Genomic DNA, 21,331 nt, shown 5'->3' on the forward strand with positions numbered 1-21,331 from the left:
ACTCCCCAAGCCGGTAATGGGTTGAGGATGCATCATCACCGGCGGTTTCTCAATTCCAGCCTGACAATCTTTCGGCGTGATGGCAAATCTACAGTTACACTTGCCTGGTAATCACATTCGAGGGTATGGCTATGACCGACATCCCATTGACTACCTGGGCCGCACTGGCCGAGATCATCGGCGCCGGCAGTATCGTAACCGGCCTGGTCGTCGGCCTGTTCCAGATTCACCAGTTCCGCATCCAGCAGCGTGATTCAGCTGCGATTAACCTGGCACAAACGTTTTACAGCCCTGACCTGGCCCGCGCCCTGCGCCTGCTGCAGAACGTTCCGGACGGAATATCGCTGGCCGAACTGCGAGAGCGCGGCGAAGACTATGAACAGGCGGCAATTACCGTGTGTACGTCCTTTGAAACCATGGGCCTGCTGGCTCATGAGGGTATCGCACCCATGCGTCTGGTCATGGACCTGGCTGGCGGAATTGTATCGACCATGAGCCGCAAACTGGCGCGCTGGCAGGAAGACCTGCGCGAGGAGCAGTCGCAACCCTCCTGGGGCGAATGGTTTGAGTGGCTTGGCGACCAGGCCCAGGCCAGCAAACACAATGACCCGCCGGCCCACGTGCGCTTCAAGACAACGCGCCGGGTCTAGATGAGGAATAACGCCAGCGCGGCTACCACCGCAAAGCCGGAAACGAGAACAACGGCGTAACTGATATCAACGAGCAGCGACTTGAACACGGCCCCCGTCCAGCCGGAGCCGTAGGTCCTGCGCAGGGCCAACGGCAGGTAGACCAGCAACCAGAGAACCAACCAGCCATCCACATCCACGGACGCCAGTCCAATCAGCTGCGCCAGCAGATACAACAGGAAGGCGAAAGAATGGTAGTGCAGCGAGAAGACCAGGTGCTGCAGGTAGTGGAAGGGGGACCCCAGGTAGAGCAGCTGGATCAACAGCGCAAATACCGGCATCAACAGGAACATCATCTGCGGCAGGTAGTCGAGCACGGTCTCGATGAACCGGTTCGGGTCATCCTTCAGCTTGCCCGCATTCCGCTCCATGCGACGCTGGACGTCCTGCAGCCACTGGGGACTGTTCTCGTCGGCGATACCCAGAACCGGCGAGAAATCGTTGGGATCCCCGGCCTCGTCCCCGGATCCGGGAAACCCGTCTCTGCCCACAGTGGCGATCACCTGGCCGCTACCCATATTGGCACCGTCCCCTGCCCGGTCTACTACCTGCACCGAGCCAAAAGACATAAACAGAAACACCAGGAAACTGATCACGAGATACAGCCTCAGCGGCGGCAAATAGCGCGCGCGACGACCGGCAATGAACTCGGCACTCAGAAGACCCGGCCGGAACAACAAATACGCCAGCGTGCGCCAGAAGCGTGAATCCACGTCCAGCACGTCACGCAGCAATTCACCCGCCAGGTCCAGGAAACGCTTATCCGCGCGCCCCTCCCGCTGGCCACAGTCGGAACAGTACTGCCCGGTGACCCTGGCCCGGCAATTGCGGCAATATTGCGCCCGATCTTCCATGCTGATCCCGCTTCGTCTAGCGACTTCCGGTATACGCCTGTATCCCCAGACGCTACCATACCCCAAACCCTTGCTGAGATGGCAGCTGCGAAATCATGCGCTTGAAACTATCAGCCTTCGGAGAAAAATTTTCAGGCCGGTCGGGCATCGTCGAACTGATGGATGACCTGGGCACTGCCCTCAATGAGAACCCGGACATGATATTCATGGGCGGTGGCAATCCCGGCCGCCTGCCGGAGATGGAACGCATATTCCAGCAACGGCTGGAAACCATCATGTCGGACCCGGCACAGCGACACAGCCTGTTCGGCATTTACCAGTCACCCCAGGGCGACAGGGAGTTTCGCCAGCGACTGGCAGCCTTCCTCAACAAGCACTACGGTTGGCCAGTGGGCGAACACAATATCGCCATCAGCAACGGTAGCCAGTCGGCGTTCTTTGTCCTCTTCAATATGCTCGCCGGGGAGATGCCCGACGGTCGCCGGCGCAGTATTCACCTGCCGCTGGCGCCGGAGTACATCGGCTATGCCGACACCGGCCTGAGCGATCACTTTTTTTCCGCCACCCGTCCCAGTATCGAGCGGCTGGACCAGCACCTGTTCAAGTATCACGTGGATTTCTCACAGCTGGAGGTCGACAGCTCGGTAGCGGCCCTGTGCGTTTCACGGCCCACCAACCCAACCGGCAATGTACTCACTGACGATGAGGTGCGGCACCTCGACAGCATCGCCGGCGCCAACGGAATTCCCCTGATTATCGACGGCGCTTACGGTCTGCCCTTTCCCAACATCCTGTTCGAGCCTGCCACACCGCACTGGAATGAAAACACCATACTGGCCCTGAGCCTGTCCAAACTGGGGTTGCCCGGGGTGCGAACCGGCATACTGGTCGCCAGCGAGGAGCTGATCCGGGCGTATACCAACGCAAATACCATTGTCAGCCTCGCCTGCGGGACTCTGGGGCCGGCCCTGGCGCGGGCGCTTTTCGACAGCGGCGAGATACTCACCCTGAGCCGCGACTTTGTGACGCCCTTCTACCGGGAGCGCTCCCGCCAGGCCGTGGCGTGGTTCCAGCAAAGCCTCGGGGACCTGCCCTGGCACGTGCACAAGCCTGAGGGCGCCATATTTCTCTGGCTGTGGTTTGAAAAGCTGCCGATTACCAGCCAGCAACTCTACCAACGCCTGAAGCAGCGGGGTGTGCTGGTGGTACCGGGACAGAATTTCTTCGTCGGTATGGACGACGACTGGTCCCACAAGCACGAGTGCATACGGGTGTCCTACGCCCAGGACGCCGGCAAAGTGCGCGAGGGTATCGACATCATCGGCGAAGAAGTTCACCGGGCCTACCGGGAAGGCTGAAACCGGAGCGGGATCGAACCCGGTCCGCTATTGGTGGTCATAGCTACAGACGCCGGCAACACAACAAGGAATTTCCATGCCCCGTTTTCTTTTTTACCTGATCGCAATCCCGCTGGTACTGGTAGTGGCCGGGGTTATCCTGGTGACGCTGTTCGTGGACGAGGAAAAAATACTGGCGCTGGCGGCGGACGAACTCCGGCAGAAAACCGGGGCAACCCTGGAGGTCGGCGGCGCCGCTGACCTGAGCATCTTCCCCCGACTCGGGCTGAGCCTGGAACAGGTGGCGCTCGATATGCCCGGTGAACAGCAGACCAGCCTGCGGGCCCGCACCCTCGAAATCGGGGTGCAAATGATGCCGCTGTTGTCGAAGCAGGTGGTCATCGACAGCATCCTGCTGGACGGGGTGGTCATTTCGATGGTCACCGAGCCGGCACCGGATCCGGTGGACACCAGTTCCTACAATGACCAGCAACTGGCCCGGTTCTACCAGCAAAAAGAAGCCGACAGAGTTGAGGCGGGCAAGGCCGCCAGCGCAGAGAACATACTGGCGATACCCCTGGCGCTGGAGGTGGCAAAACTGCACATTACCGACTCGCGCATTGAGATTACAGAAACCGGCGCCGACACCCAGGTGATCGAAATCACCAGCTTCACGGTCGAGGGGCTCAACCTCGATGGACGCCCGATTCCCGTGGCCGCCGCTATCAGCGTTGCCGGCGAGCCACCGGTGGTGGTGAGCCTCAAGGGCAAGGTGATGATTAACCAGGAGACCCAGGTTATCGGGCTGGAAACCATGGACCTCGCGGTCACCGGGGCACTGCAGGCACCGATCTCAATGACCACCTCCGGGGAGGTAGATATCAACCGCCGGATAGCGGACCTGAACCTGGTGGCGGATATCAGCGACACCAGGGCCGAGGGACAATTGCGCTACGCCAGCTTCGAGAGTCCGCAGGTTGATGCCCAGCTGCGCCTCAACCAGTTTACCCCTGCCCTGCTGGCACTGGCGGGCCCCGACGCCGCCAGTGCGGAAACCGCCCCGACAGAACCCAGGGACCAGGACGATGTGCCACTCCCGCTGGATGCGCTGCGCCTCATGGACACCCGGGCCGACCTTGCCATCGACCAGGTCATCTGGGGTAACCACCGGGTAGACGAATTCAAGGCCAAACTGCGGGTCGTGGACGGCCAGGCCATCTTCCACAAGATTACCGGTGCCATTCACGGCGGCACACTCACCATGAAAGCCAGCCTCAATGCCAGGGAAAGCACCGCCAAAGTCAACGCCCAGGGAGACCTGCAACAGCTGGATATCGCCAGCGCATTGGCAGCATCGGACGTGGAACCCATTCTCACCGGCCAGGCCAGCCTGGACTGGAAGCTTCACGGCCAGGGCAACACCAGCGGGGCCATCACCAACACCCTGCGAGGGCCGGTGAATTTAATAACCGAACAGGCGGTGCTGCAGGGCATGGGCGTGGAAAAAATGCTGTGTGAGACCGTGGCGCTGGTTAACCAGGAAGCCCTTGCCACAGACTTCCCCGAGGATAGCGCCTTCGAGGAATTGTCCGTTTCCCTGCAGTTGGCCGGTGGGAAGGCCCGGTTGCAACCACTGAAAGCCAGTTTCCCCGATATCCGCCTGCTTGGCGAGGGCGCCATGGACATCGCCACGCTCGATTTCGACACCACCTTTACCGCCAGGCTATCCCCTGGTCTGGAGCAACTGGATCCGGCGTGCCGGGTCAATGAGCGCATCACAGCCATCGCATGGCCGGTCAACTGCCGGGGCAACGCGAGCGGCGACCCGGCCGACTGGTGCGCCGTGGACAGCCAGGAAATCATCGAGGACCTGGCGACCAACGAACTCAAGCGCAAGGCCCAGAAAGAGATCGAGAAAAAGTACGGCGAGGAAGCCGGCGCACTGCTGAAGGGGCTGCTGGGCAATTAGCACCCCATGCCTACGCGCCAAAACCTTTAGCTAAATCAATTTTTGCCGGTGCCGGGCCTGATACCCTTGTGCTGAATCAAGCTTAAGGGCGCCAGTGACCTCTACCCTAAAAAAACTGCTCACCGCCATGCTGGGCAGCCTGCGGGATCTGTTGCCAATCATCCTGGTGATCCTGTTCTTCCAGTTTGCGGTGCTGCAACAACCCCTGCCGAATGTCGGCCAGATCCTGGTCGGTGTGCTCTTCGTGGTGCTGGGCCTGACATTTTTTATTCACGGGCTGGAGCAGGGCCTGTTTCCTATCGGCGAGTCCATGGCCAGCGCCTTTGCCCGCAAGGGCAGCCTGTTCTGGTTGATTGCCTTCGCCTTCGCCCTCGGTTTCGGGACAACCGTGGCCGAGCCCGCACTGATCGCGGTGGCGGCAGAGGCCGCTTCGGTGGCTGCCGAAGGCGGTATGATAGCGTCGACCGATGATGCCCGCAGCGAGTATGCCAGCGGCCTGAGATACACAGTGGCATTCTCGGTCGGGCTGGCAATCGTCATCGGTGTCGTGCGCATTATCAAGGGCTGGCCGGTACAGTGGCTGATTATCGGCGGCTATGTTCTGGTGGTGATCATGACCATGTTCGCGCCACAGGAAATTATCGGCATTGCCTATGACTCCGGCGGCGTCACCACCTCCACCATTACCGTGCCACTGGTGACAGCGCTGGGGGTGGGACTGGCCTCCTCCATACGCGGCCGTAACCCGATGATCGACGGCTTTGGCCTTATTGCCTTCGCGTCCCTGACCCCGATGATTTTCGTCATGGCCTACGGGATGCTGATCTGATGGAGTTGTTCACCGCTATCTGGACCACCACCCTGGGCACGGTGAAGGACGTGATACCGATCGCCGTTATTATTTTTGGCTTCCAGTTCGCGGTCATACGGCAGAAGCCGGCCAACCTGGCGGAGATACTGTTCGGCTTCTGCTGGGTGCTGGTGGGCCTCTCGCTGTTCCTGCTGGGGCTGGAATGGTGCCTGTTCCCCCTGGGCCGGTTGATGGCCGCGCAGCTGACCGACCCCGGCTTTATCCGCGGCGCACTGGAAGCGGGAGACCTCGCTGCGGATGTGGCCTGGACAGATTATTACTGGGTTTACATTTTCGCCTTTATGATCGGCTTCAGCACCACCATTGCCGAGCCCTCGCTGATCGCTGTGGCGATCAAGGCCAGTGAAGTATCCGGTGGTGCCATTGGCATCTGGGGACTGCGTATCGCGGTCGCGCTCGGGGTCGCGGTGGGCATATCCCTGGGCTGCTACCGCATCGTGGCCGGTGACCCCATCCACTGGTATATCATTGCCGGCTATGTGCTGGTGGTACTGCAAACCGCGGTAGCGCCAAAAATGATTATTCCCCTGGCCTACGATTCCGGCGGGGTAACCACCTCAACCGTGACGGTGCCCCTGGTGGCCGCACTGGGCCTGGGATTGGCGGAAACCGTACCCGGCCGTAACCCGCTTATTGACGGCTTTGGCCTGATCGCCTTTGCCAGCCTGTTTCCCATACTTTCGGTAATGGCCTACGCTCAGCTCTCGGAACTGCGCAGCGCTGTGGCCCGGAGGCGAAAGGAGGACGCGCAACATCGCGCATAAGGAGAAGCCATGCACTTCAAAATGATTATCGTCTTTACCGAGGACGACAAGACCGAGGCCATCATGGATGCCGCCCGTGAGGCCGGAGCCACCGGGGCCACTGTCATCCACAATGCCCGTGGCGAGGGGCTCAAGGTCAGCAAGACCTTTTTCGGGCTGAGCCTGGAGACCCAGCGGGATGTGATTCTGATGCTGGTGGAGCAGCACCTGTCGCGGCAGATTCTCGAGGAAATCAATCGCGCCGGCGAACTGGACGACAGGCCCGGCACCGGCATTGCTTTTCAGCTGGATGTGGAGGACGCGGTAGGTATCACCCGCCAGGCCATGCAGCTATCCCGTGACGTAGAGGAATTGATCTGATGAACCGTAAAGTCATTAAAGCCAGGGACGTCATGCACGCAAACCACCTGGAGATAGACGGCATGGCCACCGTGGCCGAAGCGCTGAGCGCCATGCGTAAAGAGCGGTCCGAAGTGCTGATCGTGAAAAAACGCAACGAAAACGACGCCTTTGGCATTGTGCTGCTGGCCGATGTCGCCAAGGAAGTACTGGCCCGGGACCGGGCAGCGGAGCGGGTCAATGTCTACGAGATCATGTCCAAGCCGGTCATCCCGGTGGAGCCCGACATGGACGTGCGCTACGTGGCACGGATGTTCCAGAGCTTTGGCCTGTCCAATGCCCCGGTGATCGAGCATGGCAGGGTGATCGGTATTGTCAGCTACAGCGAGCTGGTGTTCGAGGGCCTGTGTAAACTGATCGAGTAACGGGGCTATTCCGGCATGTGCGGGGCGTCGTCCTCCTCCAGCGAATGTTCCGGGTCCGCGGGGAGTTTGCCCAGCCACTTGACCAGGTGGGCAGCATGGGATGCCTCCTCAGCAGAAAATCGCGAGGCCAGCCGCCGGGTTTCGCTATCACTGCTGGTTTCGGCGAAAGATCGGTAAAACCGCTCGGCGGCCCGTTCGTTATCGAGTGCCAGCAACATGGCCTGGCGCAGGGTCATGCGGTAGTGCACCGCCTCGTAGCTGGCCGCTTCCGGTGATTCCTCCTCCGGCCAGTTGAACTCCCAGGCCTTGAGGTCGGGCAGGTCGTGTTGCTCGGCAATTTCCGCCACTTCCTCCAGGTGCAGCCGCGACTCGTCGGCCATACGGCCAAAGAACTCCGCAACCTCACTGTTATTGTGCTCTGCCATGGCCTCGGACAGTTCAAGGTAGCGTTCCCGGGCCTCTGACTCCAGTTCCACCGAATGGGCCAGAAATTCACCCAGCTGTTGCTTGCTCATAATCTGAATCCTTCGCTGATGTCCGCTGATTGCACCTGCGCCTGCGGCCCTGGCCAGCTATTGCGCGGCGCGGCATAAAGCAACCCGGTCTGGAAGCCATCTTCGTGGTGAAACAGGCTGGCCGCAACGTCAGCGTCGCTCAGTGCCGGCTCGCTACGCTCACTGACGATGGACTTCCAGTCTGTCTGCTCCGGACAAAAGGTAATGCACTGGGACAGCACATGCAAAAAACTGAATCCCGGATGTTCGATAGCGGCGGCAATCAACCCGGCCATCTGGTTGGGGTTGCCGGAATAACCCCGGGCGATCCACGGCGCCCCCGCCGCCAGGGCCAGAGCCGCCGGCTTGAACGGCCGCACACCGGGGCCGTGGGGGGTGAGCTTGCTGTGATCCCAGTCGGCCGGGGTAGTGGGTGACGCCTGGCCCTTGGTCATCCCGTAGACCTCATTGTCCATGGCGATATAGGTCATGTTCACATTGCGCCGGCAGGCGTGCAGAAAATGATTGCCGCCAATGGAGAACCCGTCCCCATCACCGCCCAGGGCAATGACTGTGAGATCCGGTCGCGCGACCTTGAGTCCCTGGGCAATGGCAAGTCCCCGCCCGTGAACCCCGTGAAATCCGTAGCTGTCCACGTAGGCAGGCAAGCGGGAGGAACAACCGATGCCCGAGACCAGTACTGTGTCGTCCTTGGCAATGCCCAGACCGGCGAAGGCCTTGGTGATGGCGTTGAGCACCGAGAAGTGGCCACAGCCCGGGCACCAGATAGGCTTGACCTCTGACTTGTAATCCTTGGCCCTTACTTTCACAGACTGCTTCATCAGCGGCCCTCCGCGGTCATGTAATCGGCAATCGCCCGCCCGTTCAGGGGCACCGGGCCGGCCCGGCTGTAACTTGCCACGGGCACCGCGAACTCCATCTGGCCGCGCAGGTAATGAAACAGCTGGGCACCGTGATTCTGTTCCACCACCACCACCCGGCGGCAGCCCGCAAGCGCTGCTGCCAGTCGCTCGTGTTGCAGGGGCGCCACCAGGCGCAGGGCCACCGTCCGCGTACTGAGGCCGGCGTCGGCCAGGATCGTGGCCGCCTCGGTCACCGCCGCCCAGGCCGAGCCGAAACACAGCAGGGCCAGCTCTCCCGTGCCATCGATACGGGCCCAGGCGTCGCCAAAGGGGTGATTGTTCAATTTGCCGGCCCGCTTGGCCAGTTGCTTCTGGTGGTCATCATCGCGCGCCGAGGGTGTACCCCGCTCATTGTGCTCCAGGCCGTCGGCGGTGAAACGCTGGTCCGCGTCCCCGGGTGCCGCCAGCGTGGACACACCTGACTCGGTCAGTCTGTAGCGCAGGTAGTCGTTCCCGCTGTCCTGCGCGGGGAATTCCGGCCTGGGACAGCGAACGGGCTCGGTAACCACCGCCGTCGACTGGCCGATGAACTGGTCGGAGAGCACAATGGCTGCGGTCTGCAGGCCCTGCGCCAGGTGCACCGCCCAGGCGCTGGTATAGACGCAGTCGGCAATGTCCAGAGGCGCCAGCACCAGGTGGGGAGCGTCTCCGTGCAGACCGTTGAGGGCGATATTGAGGTCGCTTTGCTCGGACTTGGTGGGAATACCGGTGGAGGGCCCGCCGCGCATGACGTCGAGAATGGTCACCGGCGTTTCACTGGCCACCGCCAGCCCGATACTCTCGGTCATCAGCGCCAGCCCGGGCCCGGAAGTGGCGGTGAATGACGGCACACCGCCAAAAGCCGCCCCCAGGGTCATATTGATAGCCGCCAGTTCGTCTTCCGCCTGCACCAGCTGGCCGCCGAGTTTTTCCAGCCCTCCTGCCATCCACTCGAGTACATCGGATGCAGGGGTTATGGGGTAGGCGGCAACAAAGCGGACGCCGGCCTCCAGCGCCCCCAGGCCGGCTGCCTGATTGCCGCTGAGGTACCAGGCCCCGGGTTCACCCAGCGGTGGCGCAGCCAGCTGGCAGGGCAGCGACAACTGACTGCCCGCCTCAATACAGGCTGCCGCGGCATCCTGGTAAGCCTGTGGTTTTGCGGCGAGCTTGTTCCGGGCCAGCGACTGCAGGTCTGCACTGGCAAGCCCCAGCAACCGCCCCAACAGACCCAACGCGATCATGTTTACCCGGCCCTCTTCGTGAGTGTCGACGGCCAGGTCAGCCAGCGGCAGGTAATGCACATCGGGGTCTACCGCCCGCACCGGCGGCGGCAGCTCGCCTTCTTCCCCGCAAATCACCAGCGCACCGGGGCAGAGCGTTATCTCGTCACCAAAGCGGTTGAAGTTTGTCCAGTCGAAGGCCAGAAACAGGTCGTAACGGTCTGCGGGGGTATAGTGTTCAGTATCGGTGAGTTTCAGCAGGGCGGCGGATTCGCCGCCGCGGATTTGTGGTCCGAAAGCCTTGCGCAGCAGGCCCCGGCCGCCGCCTGCCGCCCAGGTTTGCAACAGCAGCTCGCCGACGGATATGACACCGGCGCCGCCGGCGCCGGTGATTGCTATGGAAAGCTGTTGCTGCGTCATGCCCGGTTACTCACAGTTGAGGACAACCAGCATAGCGCCGGCAGCGGTGATGGCCAGTACAAAACCCCGCAAGTTTGCTCTGGCTCAATAAATTACCCCGTGTTGCCCTCGCCTGGTACTGCCGATCAGGCTGCCCGCAGGGCACGCCCCAGGGTCTGCTTGCCCAGGGCCGGGCCAAACTCGCCGTCCCGCCACACGGGTTCGCCATTGATAAAAGTATGGGTCACCACGCCGTCAGAACGACTGACCATTTGCTGGTGCTCGAACAGCTCGCGGTAGATCAATTGCCTGCCGGTCTTGTCATCCCAGGTTTTCAGGGCCTCGGGATCGATCATGGTGATATCGGCCTGGTCGCCGAGTTCCAGCGTGCCCACGTCCAGCCCGAAAAAGGCGGCGGGCTCGCTGGTCAGGCGCCTGACCATCCTGGCAACGGTTTCCAGCGACTTGCGCTGGGCCAGCTTGAGGGAATGCAGGTTGGCATCGAAAAATGCCATGTTGGTGATATGGGCACCGGAGTCGTTAAAGCCCGGCAGGGTGTGCTTGTTGAGCAGGAGGTCCAGAGTAACATCGTCGTTCCTGTTGGCCACATCCACCCAGTAGCGGAAGCCCTTGTCGTACTCGCGCATCATATGCAGCATGAATTCGGCGTCGTCGCCAACGGGCCGGGGGAATTTATCCAAGGCATCGCGCTCGGCGTCAGAGCGGGCCTGGTCAGCCTGACCCCGCTGGTAACGCTCCAGTCTGTCATACACCTGCTGCAGGGTTTCGCCATCCCACTCAGGCACCGGCGCGCCATCAAAGTGCATCATGTCCAGGTCGCGCGGCACCAGCACATCGGGCAGGCCCAGCTTTGCCTTGATCGTGGCGAAGTCCTTGTCACCACGGCCGTGATGCCAGTCGTCCCGAAATTGCTGGATGAAGGCCGGGTTATTGAGCAGGGCCCTGCGGCCCTCCACGTCGTCATACTCCTTGGCGATCAGCTGACAGGTTGAATCCAGCTCCTCGTATAAGGGACTGACAATGCCGTCGGACCAGATTCGGAAACTGGTGCCCAGGGCCTGGAAGTGGATATTGCCCTTGAACAGACGGCTGTTCATCAACGCGGCAAAGCCGAGGAACCCGTTCACGGCCTTGGGCGCCAGCACAAACTCCACTGCCGACAGGGCCGAAGTTTTCAGCGTCTTGCCGAACAGACGCCCGCTGGTGAACATGAAATAGAGAAACGCTTTCAGCCTGTGCTCGAGTATGGGAGTGGTCTGCCAGACCCGGGCGCGGTTGCGCACCACCCGCAGCAGGCGCTTGAGCTCACCAAAGCTGGCGAACTGGGTGGGGATGCGCTTGTCGGTATGTGGGTCGTTGGAGAGGTAGTGGAAGGGCAGGCCGTCGGTGCTCATGCCGATATAGCCCTGGTCCATGGCCGTGTCGAGCAGGGCCTCCATGCGCAACAGTTCCGCTTCAGTGGGCTCGCGGGAGATACTCTGCTCCAGGCCCATCACTTCAATCCGCAGCATGGAATGTGGCACAAAGACCCCGACATTGGGCCCCAGCGGGATCTTCTCGAAATGATCCATGTACTCGCCGGTATTCTGCCAGTCCACCGCTGCGACGCACTTGCGCAGCACCGACTTGGGGATATTTTCCACCCGGGTGAAACAGTCAACAATGGGGTCCTGTTCGCCCTCCAGCTGGCTGCCGAAACAGGTACCCAGGCTGCAATTGCCGACCAGCACAGTGGTGGTGCCATGGCGCACCACCTCGGGCAGGCCCGGCTCCAGGTCAACTTCCAGGTCCAGGTGGGTGTGAATGTCCAGCAGCCCCGGCATCAGCCACTGGCCGCTGCCATCGATAACTTCCGCCGCCATGGATCGCGGCAGGAACATACCCTTGGCGGCGATCTTGCCGCTCTTGATGGCGATATCCATCTCCCTTGGCTTTTCACCTGTACCGTCAAACACCAGTGCGTTCTGGATGAGGGTGTCCCAGGTTTTCCTCGACATACGTGTCTCCTGAATATTCTTTGCGCCGGTTAGGCTATTATGCGCCAACAGACGTATATAGCAGATCAGACTGCTTCAGGATAGTTCAAGCCCATGGGCCCGATCCCCTTCGACAATACCTATGCCCGCCTGCCGGAGGAGTTTTACACCCGGCTGCCCCCTACCGCAGTGGCAACTCCGGGACTCATCGCGGTCAACCGTCCACTGGCAGGGGAACTGGGTATCGACCCGGGCTGGCTGGCCTCGGCAGAGGGCGTTGCCGCAATCGCCGGCAACCATCTGCCGGAGGGGGCCGAGCCACTGGCCGCCGTCTACGCCGGGCACCAGTTCGGCAGCTACAATCCCCAGCTGGGAGACGGCCGGGCCATACTCCTGGGCGAGGTGCTGGATGAGCAAGGAAAGCGCTTTGATATCCAGCTCAAGGGCGCCGGACCGACGCCCTATTCCCGCGGCGGCGATGGCCGCTCACCCCTGGGGCCGGTACTCCGGGAGTATCTGCTCAGCGAAGCCATGTACGCCCTGGGGGTGCCCACCACCCGCGCCCTGGCGGCGGTGACCACCGGCGAGCAGGTCGCACGGGACAGGTTCCTGCCGGGGGCGATTCTGGCCCGGGTCGCAGCCAGTCACATCCGCATCGGCACCTTCCAGTTTTTCGCCGCCCGCCAGGACCCGGACACCCTTGCCACCCTGGTGGATTACACCCTGCAACGGCACTATCCCGAGCGCGCCAACGCCGACAATCCGGCCCTGGCCCTGCTGCAGGCAGTCATCGCCGCCCAGGCAGCGCTGATTCCACGCTGGCAACTGCTGGGCTTTATTCACGGGGTGATGAACACCGACAATATGCTGGTCAGTGGTGAGACCATCGACTACGGACCCTGTGCTTTTATTGACGACTTTGACCCCGCCAAAGTCTTCAGTTCAATCGACCACGGCGGTCGCTATGCCTACCGCAACCAGCCCGGGATTGCCCACTGGAATCTGGCCGTGCTGGCTCAGGCCCTGTTACCGGTCTTGCACAACGACCAGGAAACAGCGGTAGCACTGGCCCAGGCCGCCGTGGATGATTTCCCCAGCCTGTTTGAGGCCGCCCATTTGCGCGGCCTCGCCGACAAACTGGGCCTGGACGAAATTCGCGACGCGGACAGACCACTGGTGGATGAATTGTTTGAACTGATGAGCGGTGGGCAGGTCGACTTCACGCTATGCTTCCGCCGCCTGTTCGACCTCGCAACAGAGCCGGAACAGCCCGTGGCTGAACTGTTCGAGTTCCCCGACAGCTTTATTCCCTGGCTGTCCCGCTGGCGCCAGCGCCTGGACGCCGACCAACTGACCCCGGAGACCCGGACCCGGCGCATGGACAGGGCCAACCCGGCGTTTATTCCCCGCAACCATCTGGTGGAAGCTGCCATACGGGCAGCGGAGGATGAGGGAGATTTCGGCCCCTTCGAAAAACTGCTGGACCGGGTGACCCATCCGTCGCCCTTTGCGCCTGAATACCGGGAGTACGCACTACCCCCTGGGCCAGAAGAGACCGTGTCACGAACATTTTGCGGGACCTGACCCCGGTTACCCGGTGACGATTACAGGATGCGCGCGAGCATGTCCCGCAGCTCCGGATCCTCGGGCTTGTAGGCGTTGCTGATGCCGGCCACCTCACCCTCACGGGTAATAAAGAACGTGGTGGGCGTGCCTTTCACGCCATACAGCTCCACCACCGGCTTGCCCTTTACCAGAGTCCTGAAACTGAGGCCGCGTGAACTCAACACTTGCTGTGGATCAACGCCCTCGTCCTCGGCAAAATTGACCCCCAGCAGAACCACCTGCTGGTCGGCGTGTTGCTCCGCCAGCGCCTGCAACCCGGGCTGGCCCATTTTACAGGCGGGGCACCAGCTGGCCCAGAAGTGCAGAATGACCGGTTTACCGGCATAGTCGGACAGGTTGACCTGCTGGCCATTGCTGTCAGCCAGGGAGAATGCCGGGGCCGGCTCGGCCATGGCGGGTGCTGTGATCAATACAAGCACCGCGATAAATGCACGGAAGAAATGACCCATGTTTAGTCCTCGAGTGGTTTCGGGTTAAAGAATGTCGGCCAGTGATTTCGGCGGCCAACCAAGCTTGGCACGTTCCTCGTTCATGGTTGCCTCCATATCCTGGCATAGCTGGCGGAAGTCCAGATTTTCCCTGAGTGACCCGGCGAACAGGCGGGAGAATGCGGCCACCCGTATAGGGGCGAGGGCGTTGTGTTCATACACATCGCGCAAAGATGCCACCGCCTCCTCATCCCTGTTGAGAATAAGCAACAAATGCGCCCGCAAATCGTCCCAACTCCTTATCGGCAGGCCGTTTGCCACTGCCCGGTCGAAGTAGGCCAACAACTTCTGCGCGAGTTGTTCCGCACGCCCCACTTCGCCAGTTTGCCGCAGACAGTGGGCGTAATAGGAGCCCAGTCCGAAATCACTATCGCCGTCGCCCAGATCGCCAAACTGGTCCATTTGTTCGAAATTCATAGCCGCCAATTTTGACAGCAGATCGCCGCAGCGATCCAGGGCAACCAGGGCTATGGCCAGGATATGCAGTTGTTCCCGCGATAGCGCCTGCAAATCGTCTCCCACTAACGCTGATGCCGCTATATCCGGAGCACGCACTGCAGTAAAGATATCTTCCATATGGGTGGGGAAGGTCCCCTCGGGCAAATCGGTCTCACCCAGCCACACAAAGCGCACCAGGTCACGGTAAAATGCGTTCAGCTCCCGGCCCTGCACCTTGTCGGCGGCGTCCATTAAGCGGTACTGGTCCGCCCTGCGCCCCTCGGCGCCGGCAATAAAGAACTCCGCGACATAATACTCCCGGGTGCCCTTGGCGACTGACTTGCGAATCCTGTCGAAATTGCGGTCATCCACCTGTTGCTGGATCCAGTTCACCCTGACCGAGCGGTGCAGCGGGTCCACTTCAAAACCCCGGTTGACCGCTTCCCGCGCCGCGTCGTACTGGCCCAGCGACCTGAGGCAAAAGCTCTGCCAGGTGTACAGAATGCCCTCGGCGGGCAGCTGCGCCAGGGCCTTGTCCAGGCTTTGCAGGGATTGCTCGCAGCGATCCTGTACGTTGTACAGCAGGGCCTGGCCGGCGTGGGCCTCGCCGAGTTCGGGGTCCAGGGCAAAGGCCTGGTCCAGGTATTCCTGGGCCAGCCGGTCCGACTCCGGGCCGGGAATTTTGCCGTAGCTGTCCTCCCGCAGCAGTTGGGTCGCCAGCGACATCCCCGCCCAGGGCTGGGCATAGTCCGGGTCGATATCAATGGCCTGCTGAAACTGCTTTAACGCGAATTCCAGCGCCTTGGGATCGCGCTGCCGGACATTGTGCCGGCCCTGCAGGTAGAGGTTGTAAGCGTCGATATTCACGGGTTGCTGCGCTGCCGGCGCCTCACCCGCCGAGAGGTGCAGCTTGAGGGCATCGACAATGGCCGCCGATATCTCGTCCTGAACGGCAAAAATATCGGTCAGGTCCCGGTCATAGGTCTCGGACCACATGTGGTAACCATCGTCCACCGAGATCAGCTGAGCAGTAATGCGCACCCGGGCGCCGGACTTGCGCACCGAGCCCTCCAGCACGGTTTCCACCTTGAGCTGCTCCCCGATGTCGGTGATGTTCTGGTTGTTGTCTTTAAACGCGAAGGAGGACGTGCGCGCCGCCACCCGCAATTCGCGAATCTTGGCCAGGGCATTGAGCAACTCCTCGGAAATACCATCGGAAAAATACTCCTGCTCCGGGTCGTCGCTCATGTTGACGAAGGGCAAAACGGCGATGCTGCGGGGTTTCGCTTCTGCCTCGGGGGCCGACACCGGTGCGGCAGCGACGTCGACTTCCGCCGGCGGCGCAAGCAGCGAGCCAAAATCCAGGTATTTGTCCGCCAGCAGAATGGCAACCGCGGCGCACAGCAGCGCGATGGTAATCTTGTTAAGCGCGCCCGCGGTCTGCCCGGTGATGGACTCTTCCGGGGTAACGTCTTCGCTGCGCTTGAGACCTTGGGGGGTCAGTTCAAAGGCCCAGGCAAAAAACAGGGCAAAGGGGAAACCCAGTATGCCAAGGAAGGTGACCAGGCTGAGAGTCCACTCGGGGAGCAGCAGCGCCGGCGCCACCAGGTCGGTAATCTGCATCACCACCCAGGCGAGTACCAGGTAGCCCACCGCCACGCGGAACACGTTGCGGCGCTTCAGTTCCTTCAGCAGTGATGCCACTCCGTAGCCACCTCACCTGTTGCGAATGGGGTTATTCCGTACCACGCTCAATACCGCTCGATACAGTGTACAACACTGCTCCCCGGCCGCCAGTGCGGGATTCGCCGGATGGCCCGGCAGGCTTTATAATGCGCACTCCTCGCCAGCCCCAGATCGAGTCCATAACCTTGAGCACAGAATTTTTCGGCAAGACCCTCTCCGGCCCCTTTACCATTCCCTCGGGCATCGTCACTACCGCGGTGCCGATCATGCAGTATATTTTTGACCATATGCCCGAGGTGGGCGTGGTGACGACCAAGAGCATCGGTCCCGAGCCCCGGGCCGGGTATCGGGAGCCTGTGCTGAGCCAGTACGCCCCAGGATGCTTCGTCAACGCTGTGGGCCTGACCAATCCCGGGCCACGGCGTTCGGCGGAACTGATGGCCCAGCTGCGCGTACCCGAAGATCGCTTTCTGCTGACCTCGATTTTCGGCGGCAGCATCGCCGAATTTGTCGAGGTGGCGAAGATCCTGGCGCCGGTCTCCGACGGCCTGGAACTGAACCTGTCCTGCCCCCACGCCAAGGGCTATGGCATGGCCATGGGCCAGGACCCGGATATGGTGCGGGAAGTGGTGGCTGCGGTGAAGGCCGCGGTGGACATTCCGGTGATTCCCAAGCTGACCCCCAATACGCCCGATATCGCCGTGATCGCCCGGGCTGCCGAAGCCGGCGGCGCCGACGGTTTCTGCGCCATCAACACGGTGGGACCCGGCTATACCTCCGCCCACGGCCACCCGGTGCTGAGCAACGGCGCCGGGGGGATGTCCGGCAAGGGCGTGCTGCCCATCGGCCTCAAGTGCGTCAAGGAGGTGGCGGAAGCCAGCGATCTGCCGATCATCGGCTGTGGCGGCGTGTCCAGCGCCGATGACGTGCGCGCCTATTTCGACGCCGGCGCCAGCATCGTCGGTGTCGGCTCAGCACTGGTGGGACTGACCACCGATGAAATTGGCGACTATTTTGCGACCCTGTCGTCAGACCTGGCCCGCGACCGGAACCGCGCGGAGTCAAAAGTGCGCTACGACATCGACATGAATTTCCGCCCGGTCAGCCTGGTAAAGAACGAGAAAGTCTGCGACGACATCACCATTCTCACCTTCGATCGCAAGATCAACATCCAGGCCGGGGAGTTCATTTTCCTGTGGGTGCCCGGTGTCGGCGAAAAACCCTTCTCGGCCCTGACCGACGACCCGTTTTCCCTGGTGGTGATCGACGTAGGCGAATTCACCCACGCCATGATGTCGTTACCCGAGGGCACCGAGTGCTACGTGCGCGGCCCGCACGGCATTCCCGTCGACCCGCCGGAAGGCGCTCGAATCATGGCAGTGGCCGGTGGCACCGGCCTGGCAGCGGTGTACCAGGCGGCCCGGGACTTCGGTAACGCGGAAGTGTTTGCCGGCGCCCGCACCGCCGAGCGCCTGTACTTCCTCGAGGAATGCCAGCAGATCGCCGAGGTGCATGTGGCCACCGACGACGGCAGCGCCGGCTACCATGGCCTCGTCACCGAGCTGTTGCGCCGGCGCCTGCAGGGGATGTCAGCCGGGGAGCGGGACGCACTGGTATTTTACAACTGCGGGCCGGAACCGATGGTGCATGCGGCAGAAGCGGTGCAGCGGGAATTCTGCCGCGATGAGCAGATATTCAGCGCCATTGATTACCTCACCAAATGCGGGGTGGGCATCTGCGGTGCCTGCGCGGCGCCGGACGGCCGCCGCCTGTGCGTGGACGGGCCCTTCCTGTCCGCTTGAGATCAGTCTCCGGAGAGCAGCCTTTGCTGCTCCAGGACATTGTCGATGGGGCAGGTAATGACCGATACGTTCTGGTAACCCAGGCGCTTGAGTTGCTCCGCGGCGAGGGTCGCCCTGCCGCCCGTGGCACAGTGAAGGTAGAGCGGATGGTTCTCATCCGGCACCAGTTCGGTAATTTTCATTTCCAGGATCCCGCGGGGGATATTCAGAGAGTGGGGCGCATTTAACTGTTCCACCTCAATCAACTCCCGCACGTCAACGATCGTGCCCTGGTTCTCATTGACCTCGGTCATCGCGGTCTCTGCATCCACACAGCGTAACTCGGTCCGGGCCTCGGCCACGATTTCAGGTACGGTTTTCAACATCGATTCACTTTCCTGTATTTACGGTAATCTGGCGCTGAATCTTAACGCTCCAACGCCGACGGGACCATGGCCTGAATCAATGCACCGGGCATATCTGGCGGATAGGACGATGATCGGTGCCACAACATCCGTCCACTGGGGCATCTGCGCCGGTAAAGCCATCACGCAGACCGACGACACCAGTACCAGTCCACCGGGCGGCCGATATAGGCCAGCAGGTGGTGACAGATATCCCGGGCATCGTCTCCGGCGCCGCAGATAAAGCTGGACCTGCGCCTGCGCATAAACGGCAGCCCCATAAAATACACCCCGGGCATCGCACTCACCCCGCCCTCGTGTTGCGGCATACCCCGGCGGTCGAAAATGGGCAGCTCCAGCCAGCTGTAATCCGGGCGATAGCCGGTCGCCCAGATCACCGTCTGGATACCGCCCTTGCCCAGAGGCAGGCCCAGGCCTGCGAGATTATCCAGCTGGATGCTTGCAGGGCGGCGGACCGGGGCAACTTGCGGGGTATTTACCTCTATCCAGCTGTCAATGCCATCCAGCAAGCGACCGAGCTTCAGGTCCGCCAGCCGGGTCACATTGGCCAGCCCACCCGAGAATTGCAGTTTGCCGGCGTGGATACCGGCGAGACGCCCCGCCAGGCGCACCCCCTGCTGCTGCAGGCGATTGAGATCGGCTTCCCGCCGCTCCGGCGATCCCAGCAACTGCGGCGAGGGCAGGCGACGGGCGCGGGACAGATCCTCGAGCTGCCGCCAGTTTTCATCCAGCAGGCCCGTTGCCTGCAGCCAGTACTGGATATCGCGACCCCGGTAGGTTCTGGGCATGCGCACATGCTCGCCGACCGCCAGCGTTACCGGGTGACCGCTGCGCTGGATTTCATCGGCAATCTGCACCCCGCTGGCCGCGGCCCCCACCACCAGGACATCACCCCCGGGCAGTTGCCCGGGGTTTCGATAGTCATGACTGCTGAACTGGGCCACGGAGGCCGGCAGCTCGTGTGCCAGCGCCGGGATCGACGGCAGGTTGAAGGCGCCACTGGCGACAATAATGGAGACACAGCGCCAGTTGCCCCTGTCGGTGCACACCCGGTAGCCGCCGGGCGCCGGCGCCACGCCGGTCACCCGGGTATGCACCTGCACCGGAGCCTGGTGGTGGCGGCCATAGGACGTGATCAGGTCAATGACACCCCGCATGTCCATAAAGCCGTCAGGATCATCCCCCTGATACGCCTGCCCTGGCAGCCCATTCTGCCAGTTGGGTGTCAGCAGACGCAGGGAGTCCCAGCGCTCATGGCGCCAGGAATTCGCCACCTCGCCGCGCTCCAGCACCACATGGTCGACACCAAAGCGGGACAGGTAGTAACTGCAGGCCAGTCCCGCCTGTCCGGCGCCAATAACCACCACCGTGGTCAACCGCTCTCGTGGGTGGGCACAAGTCATGAGCGTACCTCGACCTCCACCATGGTGGGATTGGTGACCATGTCAAACACCGCAGAGCGTTTCTGGGACTGGGCGACGACAGCTTCTATTTCCTCTCGGGTGGCATCGGCATCAATGTCGAAGGTCACCTTGATCCCCTGGTAGCCGTTGCGTACCTGGGGGTCGATGCCGAGAATGCCCTGGATATCCATATCCCCGCACACGCTGGCCTTGACGGAGTGCAGTTGGATGTTGCGGTGCTGCGCCACCGAGGCAACACCCGCCGTGAGGCAGCTGGCCAGGCCCACCAGCACGTACTCCGCTGGCGTGGCGCCATTGTCTTCGGCGGCAAAGATTTCCGGGTGGTCCGCGTCAAAGCGGAAATTGCGGCGGTGACAGTGTTCCTCCCCCAGGCCGGAAAACTGCTCGACCTCGGAGCGGGTGTGGGTGCCATTGACCCAGTGACAGGTGGCACGCCATTGAAATCGGGCTCCGGCCGGGGCCTCAGTGAGCGCTTCCCGGGCGCCGATCAGCGCCTCCACATTTACGCCGTTATCCACGATTCGGTTATACATATTCATTGTGACTCTCCTTGCTTGGGTTGACGGCAGTGATTCCGCCGTTGGAGAGCAGTCTGCGGATGGCGCGTTTAAGCCTGCGTGGAAGTCAGCGTGTTTTTTAGGGCGCTGGCGTGGAATCGCTTCCATCCGGCGAGGAAAAAAAATTTTCGGGGGTGTAGTGCCGGCAGGCCCAGATCGACTGGAACGGCATTTTCGCCTGCTGCTGTGCCAGTCGCACCGATTCCGCATCCGGCGCGGCATAAAGGCAGACCATGCTCTGCCGGTCGCGGGAGAACAGGCTGCGGATAAACCGCACCCGGTGCAGTTGCAGGCAGCCGGCGGCCGCGTCCTCCCGGGCCTGCAAGTCCTCTATCGCGACGGGCTCATCAAAACTCCGCTCGACGATCACCCGCGCCAGTTCATCCACCCCGGCCTCGTGCACGGTGGCCGCCCACACCGATTTCTGCCTGGCCCCGTCGTCTCGGGAGAGCTGGCGCAGCGACTCCGTGTCGGGGGCCTGGAAGCGGCAGACCAGGCGATTGCCCTGCTCCGCCAGAAAGCTCTCCTGCCACTGGGCGCGGTAGAGATCCAGGCAGTCCATGGTTTCCCTGGCCAGGGCGTAGAAGCCGGTTTCGCCCAGGGGTTGGGGAAATGTTCGCTGCAGTACGATCTCGTCCATAATCCT

Annotated in this window: 20 protein-coding genes; 9 read left to right on the forward strand and 11 right to left on the reverse strand. The window is 61.9% G+C overall.

Annotated features, from left to right (window positions below; translation table 11 throughout):
• The first annotated feature begins 131 nt into the window (after positions 1-131).
• Positions 132-650, forward strand: coding sequence for a DUF4760 domain-containing protein (locus E2F43_RS03845; protein WP_133209715.1), 519 nt, complete (start codon positions 132-134; stop codon positions 648-650).
• Here E2F43_RS03845 and E2F43_RS03850 read toward each other — a convergent pair.
• Entirely contained in the window at positions 647-1,543 is an 897-nt protein-coding gene (locus tag E2F43_RS03850) for a DUF3667 domain-containing protein (protein ID WP_133209717.1), read from the reverse strand. The genes E2F43_RS03845 and E2F43_RS03850 overlap by 4 nt on opposite strands.
• A 101-nt stretch (positions 1,544-1,644) precedes the next feature.
• Here E2F43_RS03850 and E2F43_RS03855 point away from each other — a divergent pair, with 101 nt between their 5' ends.
• From E2F43_RS03855 to E2F43_RS03880, 6 genes are all read left to right on the forward strand, one after another.
• Complete coding sequence (locus E2F43_RS03855; RefSeq protein ID WP_133211081.1) at positions 1,645-2,901, forward strand: valine--pyruvate transaminase; 1,257 nt, start codon at positions 1,645-1,647, stop codon at positions 2,899-2,901.
• 76 nt (positions 2,902-2,977) lie between these two features.
• Positions 2,978-4,849 (forward strand): AsmA family protein, encoded by a 1,872-nt coding sequence (locus E2F43_RS03860; protein WP_133209719.1) that lies wholly within the window; start codon positions 2,978-2,980, stop codon positions 4,847-4,849.
• Between the two features lie 94 nt (positions 4,850-4,943).
• Positions 4,944-5,678: a DUF1538 domain-containing protein gene (locus E2F43_RS03865; protein WP_238946738.1), complete on the forward strand. Its 735-nt coding sequence runs from the start codon at positions 4,944-4,946 to the stop codon at positions 5,676-5,678.
• Entirely contained in the window at positions 5,678-6,484 is an 807-nt protein-coding gene (locus E2F43_RS03870) for a DUF1538 domain-containing protein (RefSeq protein WP_133209721.1), read from the forward strand. The genes E2F43_RS03865 and E2F43_RS03870 overlap by 1 nt, the downstream gene beginning before the upstream one ends.
• Positions 6,485-6,493: 9 nt before the next feature.
• Positions 6,494-6,844 (forward strand): P-II family nitrogen regulator, encoded by a 351-nt coding sequence (locus E2F43_RS03875; RefSeq protein ID WP_133209723.1) that lies wholly within the window; start codon positions 6,494-6,496, stop codon positions 6,842-6,844.
• Positions 6,844-7,248: a CBS domain-containing protein gene (locus E2F43_RS03880; RefSeq protein ID WP_133209725.1), complete on the forward strand. Its 405-nt coding sequence runs from the start codon at positions 6,844-6,846 to the stop codon at positions 7,246-7,248. The genes E2F43_RS03875 and E2F43_RS03880 overlap by 1 nt, the downstream gene beginning before the upstream one ends.
• A gap of 5 nt (positions 7,249-7,253) precedes the next feature.
• On the opposite strand, the gene E2F43_RS03885 is transcribed toward E2F43_RS03880, so the two are convergent.
• The 4 genes from E2F43_RS03885 to E2F43_RS03900 form a co-directional block, all read right to left on the reverse strand.
• Entirely contained in the window at positions 7,254-7,763 is a 510-nt protein-coding gene (locus E2F43_RS03885) for a ferritin-like domain-containing protein (RefSeq protein WP_133209727.1), read from the reverse strand.
• Positions 7,760-8,584, reverse strand: a complete 825-nt coding sequence (locus tag E2F43_RS03890; RefSeq protein ID WP_133209729.1) for a thiamine pyrophosphate-dependent enzyme — start codon at positions 8,582-8,584, stop codon at positions 7,760-7,762. The genes E2F43_RS03885 and E2F43_RS03890 overlap by 4 nt, the downstream gene beginning before the upstream one ends.
• Positions 8,584-10,284, reverse strand: a complete 1,701-nt coding sequence (locus E2F43_RS03895) for a 2-oxoacid:acceptor oxidoreductase subunit alpha (RefSeq protein ID WP_133209731.1) — start codon at positions 10,282-10,284, stop codon at positions 8,584-8,586. Before E2F43_RS03895 ends, E2F43_RS03890 begins: the two co-directional genes overlap by 1 nt.
• Positions 10,285-10,409: 125 nt before the next feature.
• The gene (locus E2F43_RS03900) at positions 10,410-12,281 is read right to left on the reverse strand and encodes an N-acyl-D-amino-acid deacylase family protein (RefSeq protein ID WP_133209733.1); all 1,872 of its coding nucleotides are present in this window, start codon (positions 12,279-12,281) and stop codon (positions 10,410-10,412) included.
• 93 nt (positions 12,282-12,374) lie between these two features.
• Here E2F43_RS03900 and E2F43_RS03905 point away from each other — a divergent pair, with 93 nt between their 5' ends.
• A complete protein-coding gene (locus E2F43_RS03905; protein WP_133209735.1) occupies positions 12,375-13,844 on the forward strand; it encodes a protein adenylyltransferase SelO in 1,470 nt (489 codons plus the stop codon).
• A 20-nt stretch (positions 13,845-13,864) separates the two neighbouring features.
• Here the strand turns inward: E2F43_RS03905 and E2F43_RS03910 are convergent, their stop codons facing one another.
• Positions 13,865-14,335 (reverse strand): peroxiredoxin family protein, encoded by a 471-nt coding sequence (locus E2F43_RS03910; RefSeq protein ID WP_133209737.1) that lies wholly within the window; start codon positions 14,333-14,335, stop codon positions 13,865-13,867.
• Positions 14,336-14,359: 24 nt separating this feature from the next.
• Positions 14,360-16,516 (reverse strand): hypothetical protein, encoded by a 2,157-nt coding sequence (locus tag E2F43_RS03915; RefSeq protein ID WP_133209739.1) that lies wholly within the window; start codon positions 16,514-16,516, stop codon positions 14,360-14,362.
• A gap of 167 nt (positions 16,517-16,683) precedes the next feature.
• On the opposite strand from E2F43_RS03915, the gene E2F43_RS03920 reads away from it, so the two are divergent.
• Complete coding sequence (locus E2F43_RS03920; RefSeq protein WP_133209741.1) at positions 16,684-18,300, forward strand: tRNA-dihydrouridine synthase; 1,617 nt, start codon at positions 16,684-16,686, stop codon at positions 18,298-18,300.
• 2 nt (positions 18,301-18,302) lie between these two features.
• Here E2F43_RS03920 and E2F43_RS03925 read toward each other — a convergent pair whose 3' ends face one another.
• The 4 genes from E2F43_RS03925 to E2F43_RS03940 form a co-directional block, all read right to left on the reverse strand.
• The gene (locus E2F43_RS03925) at positions 18,303-18,665 is read right to left on the reverse strand and encodes a rhodanese-like domain-containing protein (protein ID WP_133209743.1); all 363 of its coding nucleotides are present in this window, start codon (positions 18,663-18,665) and stop codon (positions 18,303-18,305) included.
• A gap of 161 nt (positions 18,666-18,826) precedes the next feature.
• Positions 18,827-20,107, reverse strand: coding sequence for an NAD(P)-binding domain-containing protein (locus E2F43_RS03930; RefSeq protein WP_133209745.1), 1,281 nt, complete (start codon positions 20,105-20,107; stop codon positions 18,827-18,829).
• The gene (locus tag E2F43_RS03935; RefSeq protein WP_133209747.1) at positions 20,104-20,667 is read right to left on the reverse strand and encodes an OsmC family protein; all 564 of its coding nucleotides are present in this window, start codon (positions 20,665-20,667) and stop codon (positions 20,104-20,106) included. The genes E2F43_RS03930 and E2F43_RS03935 overlap by 4 nt, the downstream gene beginning before the upstream one ends.
• A 97-nt stretch (positions 20,668-20,764) precedes the next feature.
• Entirely contained in the window at positions 20,765-21,325 is a 561-nt protein-coding gene (locus tag E2F43_RS03940; protein WP_133209749.1) for a DUF4242 domain-containing protein, read from the reverse strand.
• Between the last annotated feature and the right edge of the window lie 6 nt (positions 21,326-21,331).

It is taken from the genome of Seongchinamella unica, from assembly GCF_004354085.1.
Taxonomy (GTDB): Bacteria; Pseudomonadota; Gammaproteobacteria; order Pseudomonadales; family Halieaceae; genus Halioglobus; species Halioglobus unicus.

Coding starts and splice junctions, on each gene's coding strand:
- E2F43_RS03845 (WP_133209715.1), top strand. CDS start 132: ATGACCGACATCCCATTGACTACCTGGGCCGCACTGGCCGAGATCATC.
- E2F43_RS03850 (WP_133209717.1), bottom strand. CDS start 1,543: ATGGAAGATCGGGCGCAATATTGCCGCAATTGCCGGGCCAGGGTCACC.
- E2F43_RS03860 (WP_133209719.1), top strand. CDS start 2,978: ATGCCCCGTTTTCTTTTTTACCTGATCGCAATCCCGCTGGTACTGGTA.
- E2F43_RS03870 (WP_133209721.1), top strand. CDS start 5,678: ATGGAGTTGTTCACCGCTATCTGGACCACCACCCTGGGCACGGTGAAG.
- E2F43_RS03875 (WP_133209723.1), top strand. CDS start 6,494: ATGCACTTCAAAATGATTATCGTCTTTACCGAGGACGACAAGACCGAG.
- E2F43_RS03880 (WP_133209725.1), top strand. CDS start 6,844: ATGAACCGTAAAGTCATTAAAGCCAGGGACGTCATGCACGCAAACCAC.
- E2F43_RS03885 (WP_133209727.1), bottom strand. CDS start 7,763: ATGAGCAAGCAACAGCTGGGTGAATTTCTGGCCCATTCGGTGGAACTG.
- E2F43_RS03890 (WP_133209729.1), bottom strand. CDS start 8,584: ATGAAGCAGTCTGTGAAAGTAAGGGCCAAGGATTACAAGTCAGAGGTC.
- E2F43_RS03895 (WP_133209731.1), bottom strand. CDS start 10,284: ATGACGCAGCAACAGCTTTCCATAGCAATCACCGGCGCCGGCGGCGCC.
- E2F43_RS03900 (WP_133209733.1), bottom strand. CDS start 12,281: ATGTCGAGGAAAACCTGGGACACCCTCATCCAGAACGCACTGGTGTTT.
- E2F43_RS03905 (WP_133209735.1), top strand. CDS start 12,375: ATGGGCCCGATCCCCTTCGACAATACCTATGCCCGCCTGCCGGAGGAG.
- E2F43_RS03910 (WP_133209737.1), bottom strand. CDS start 14,335: ATGGGTCATTTCTTCCGTGCATTTATCGCGGTGCTTGTATTGATCACA.
- E2F43_RS03925 (WP_133209743.1), bottom strand. CDS start 18,665: ATGTTGAAAACCGTACCTGAAATCGTGGCCGAGGCCCGGACCGAGTTA.
- E2F43_RS03930 (WP_133209745.1), bottom strand. CDS start 20,107: ATGACTTGTGCCCACCCACGAGAGCGGTTGACCACGGTGGTGGTTATT.
- E2F43_RS03935 (WP_133209747.1), bottom strand. CDS start 20,667: ATGAATATGTATAACCGAATCGTGGATAACGGCGTAAATGTGGAGGCG.
- E2F43_RS03940 (WP_133209749.1), bottom strand. CDS start 21,325: ATGGACGAGATCGTACTGCAGCGAACATTTCCCCAACCCCTGGGCGAA.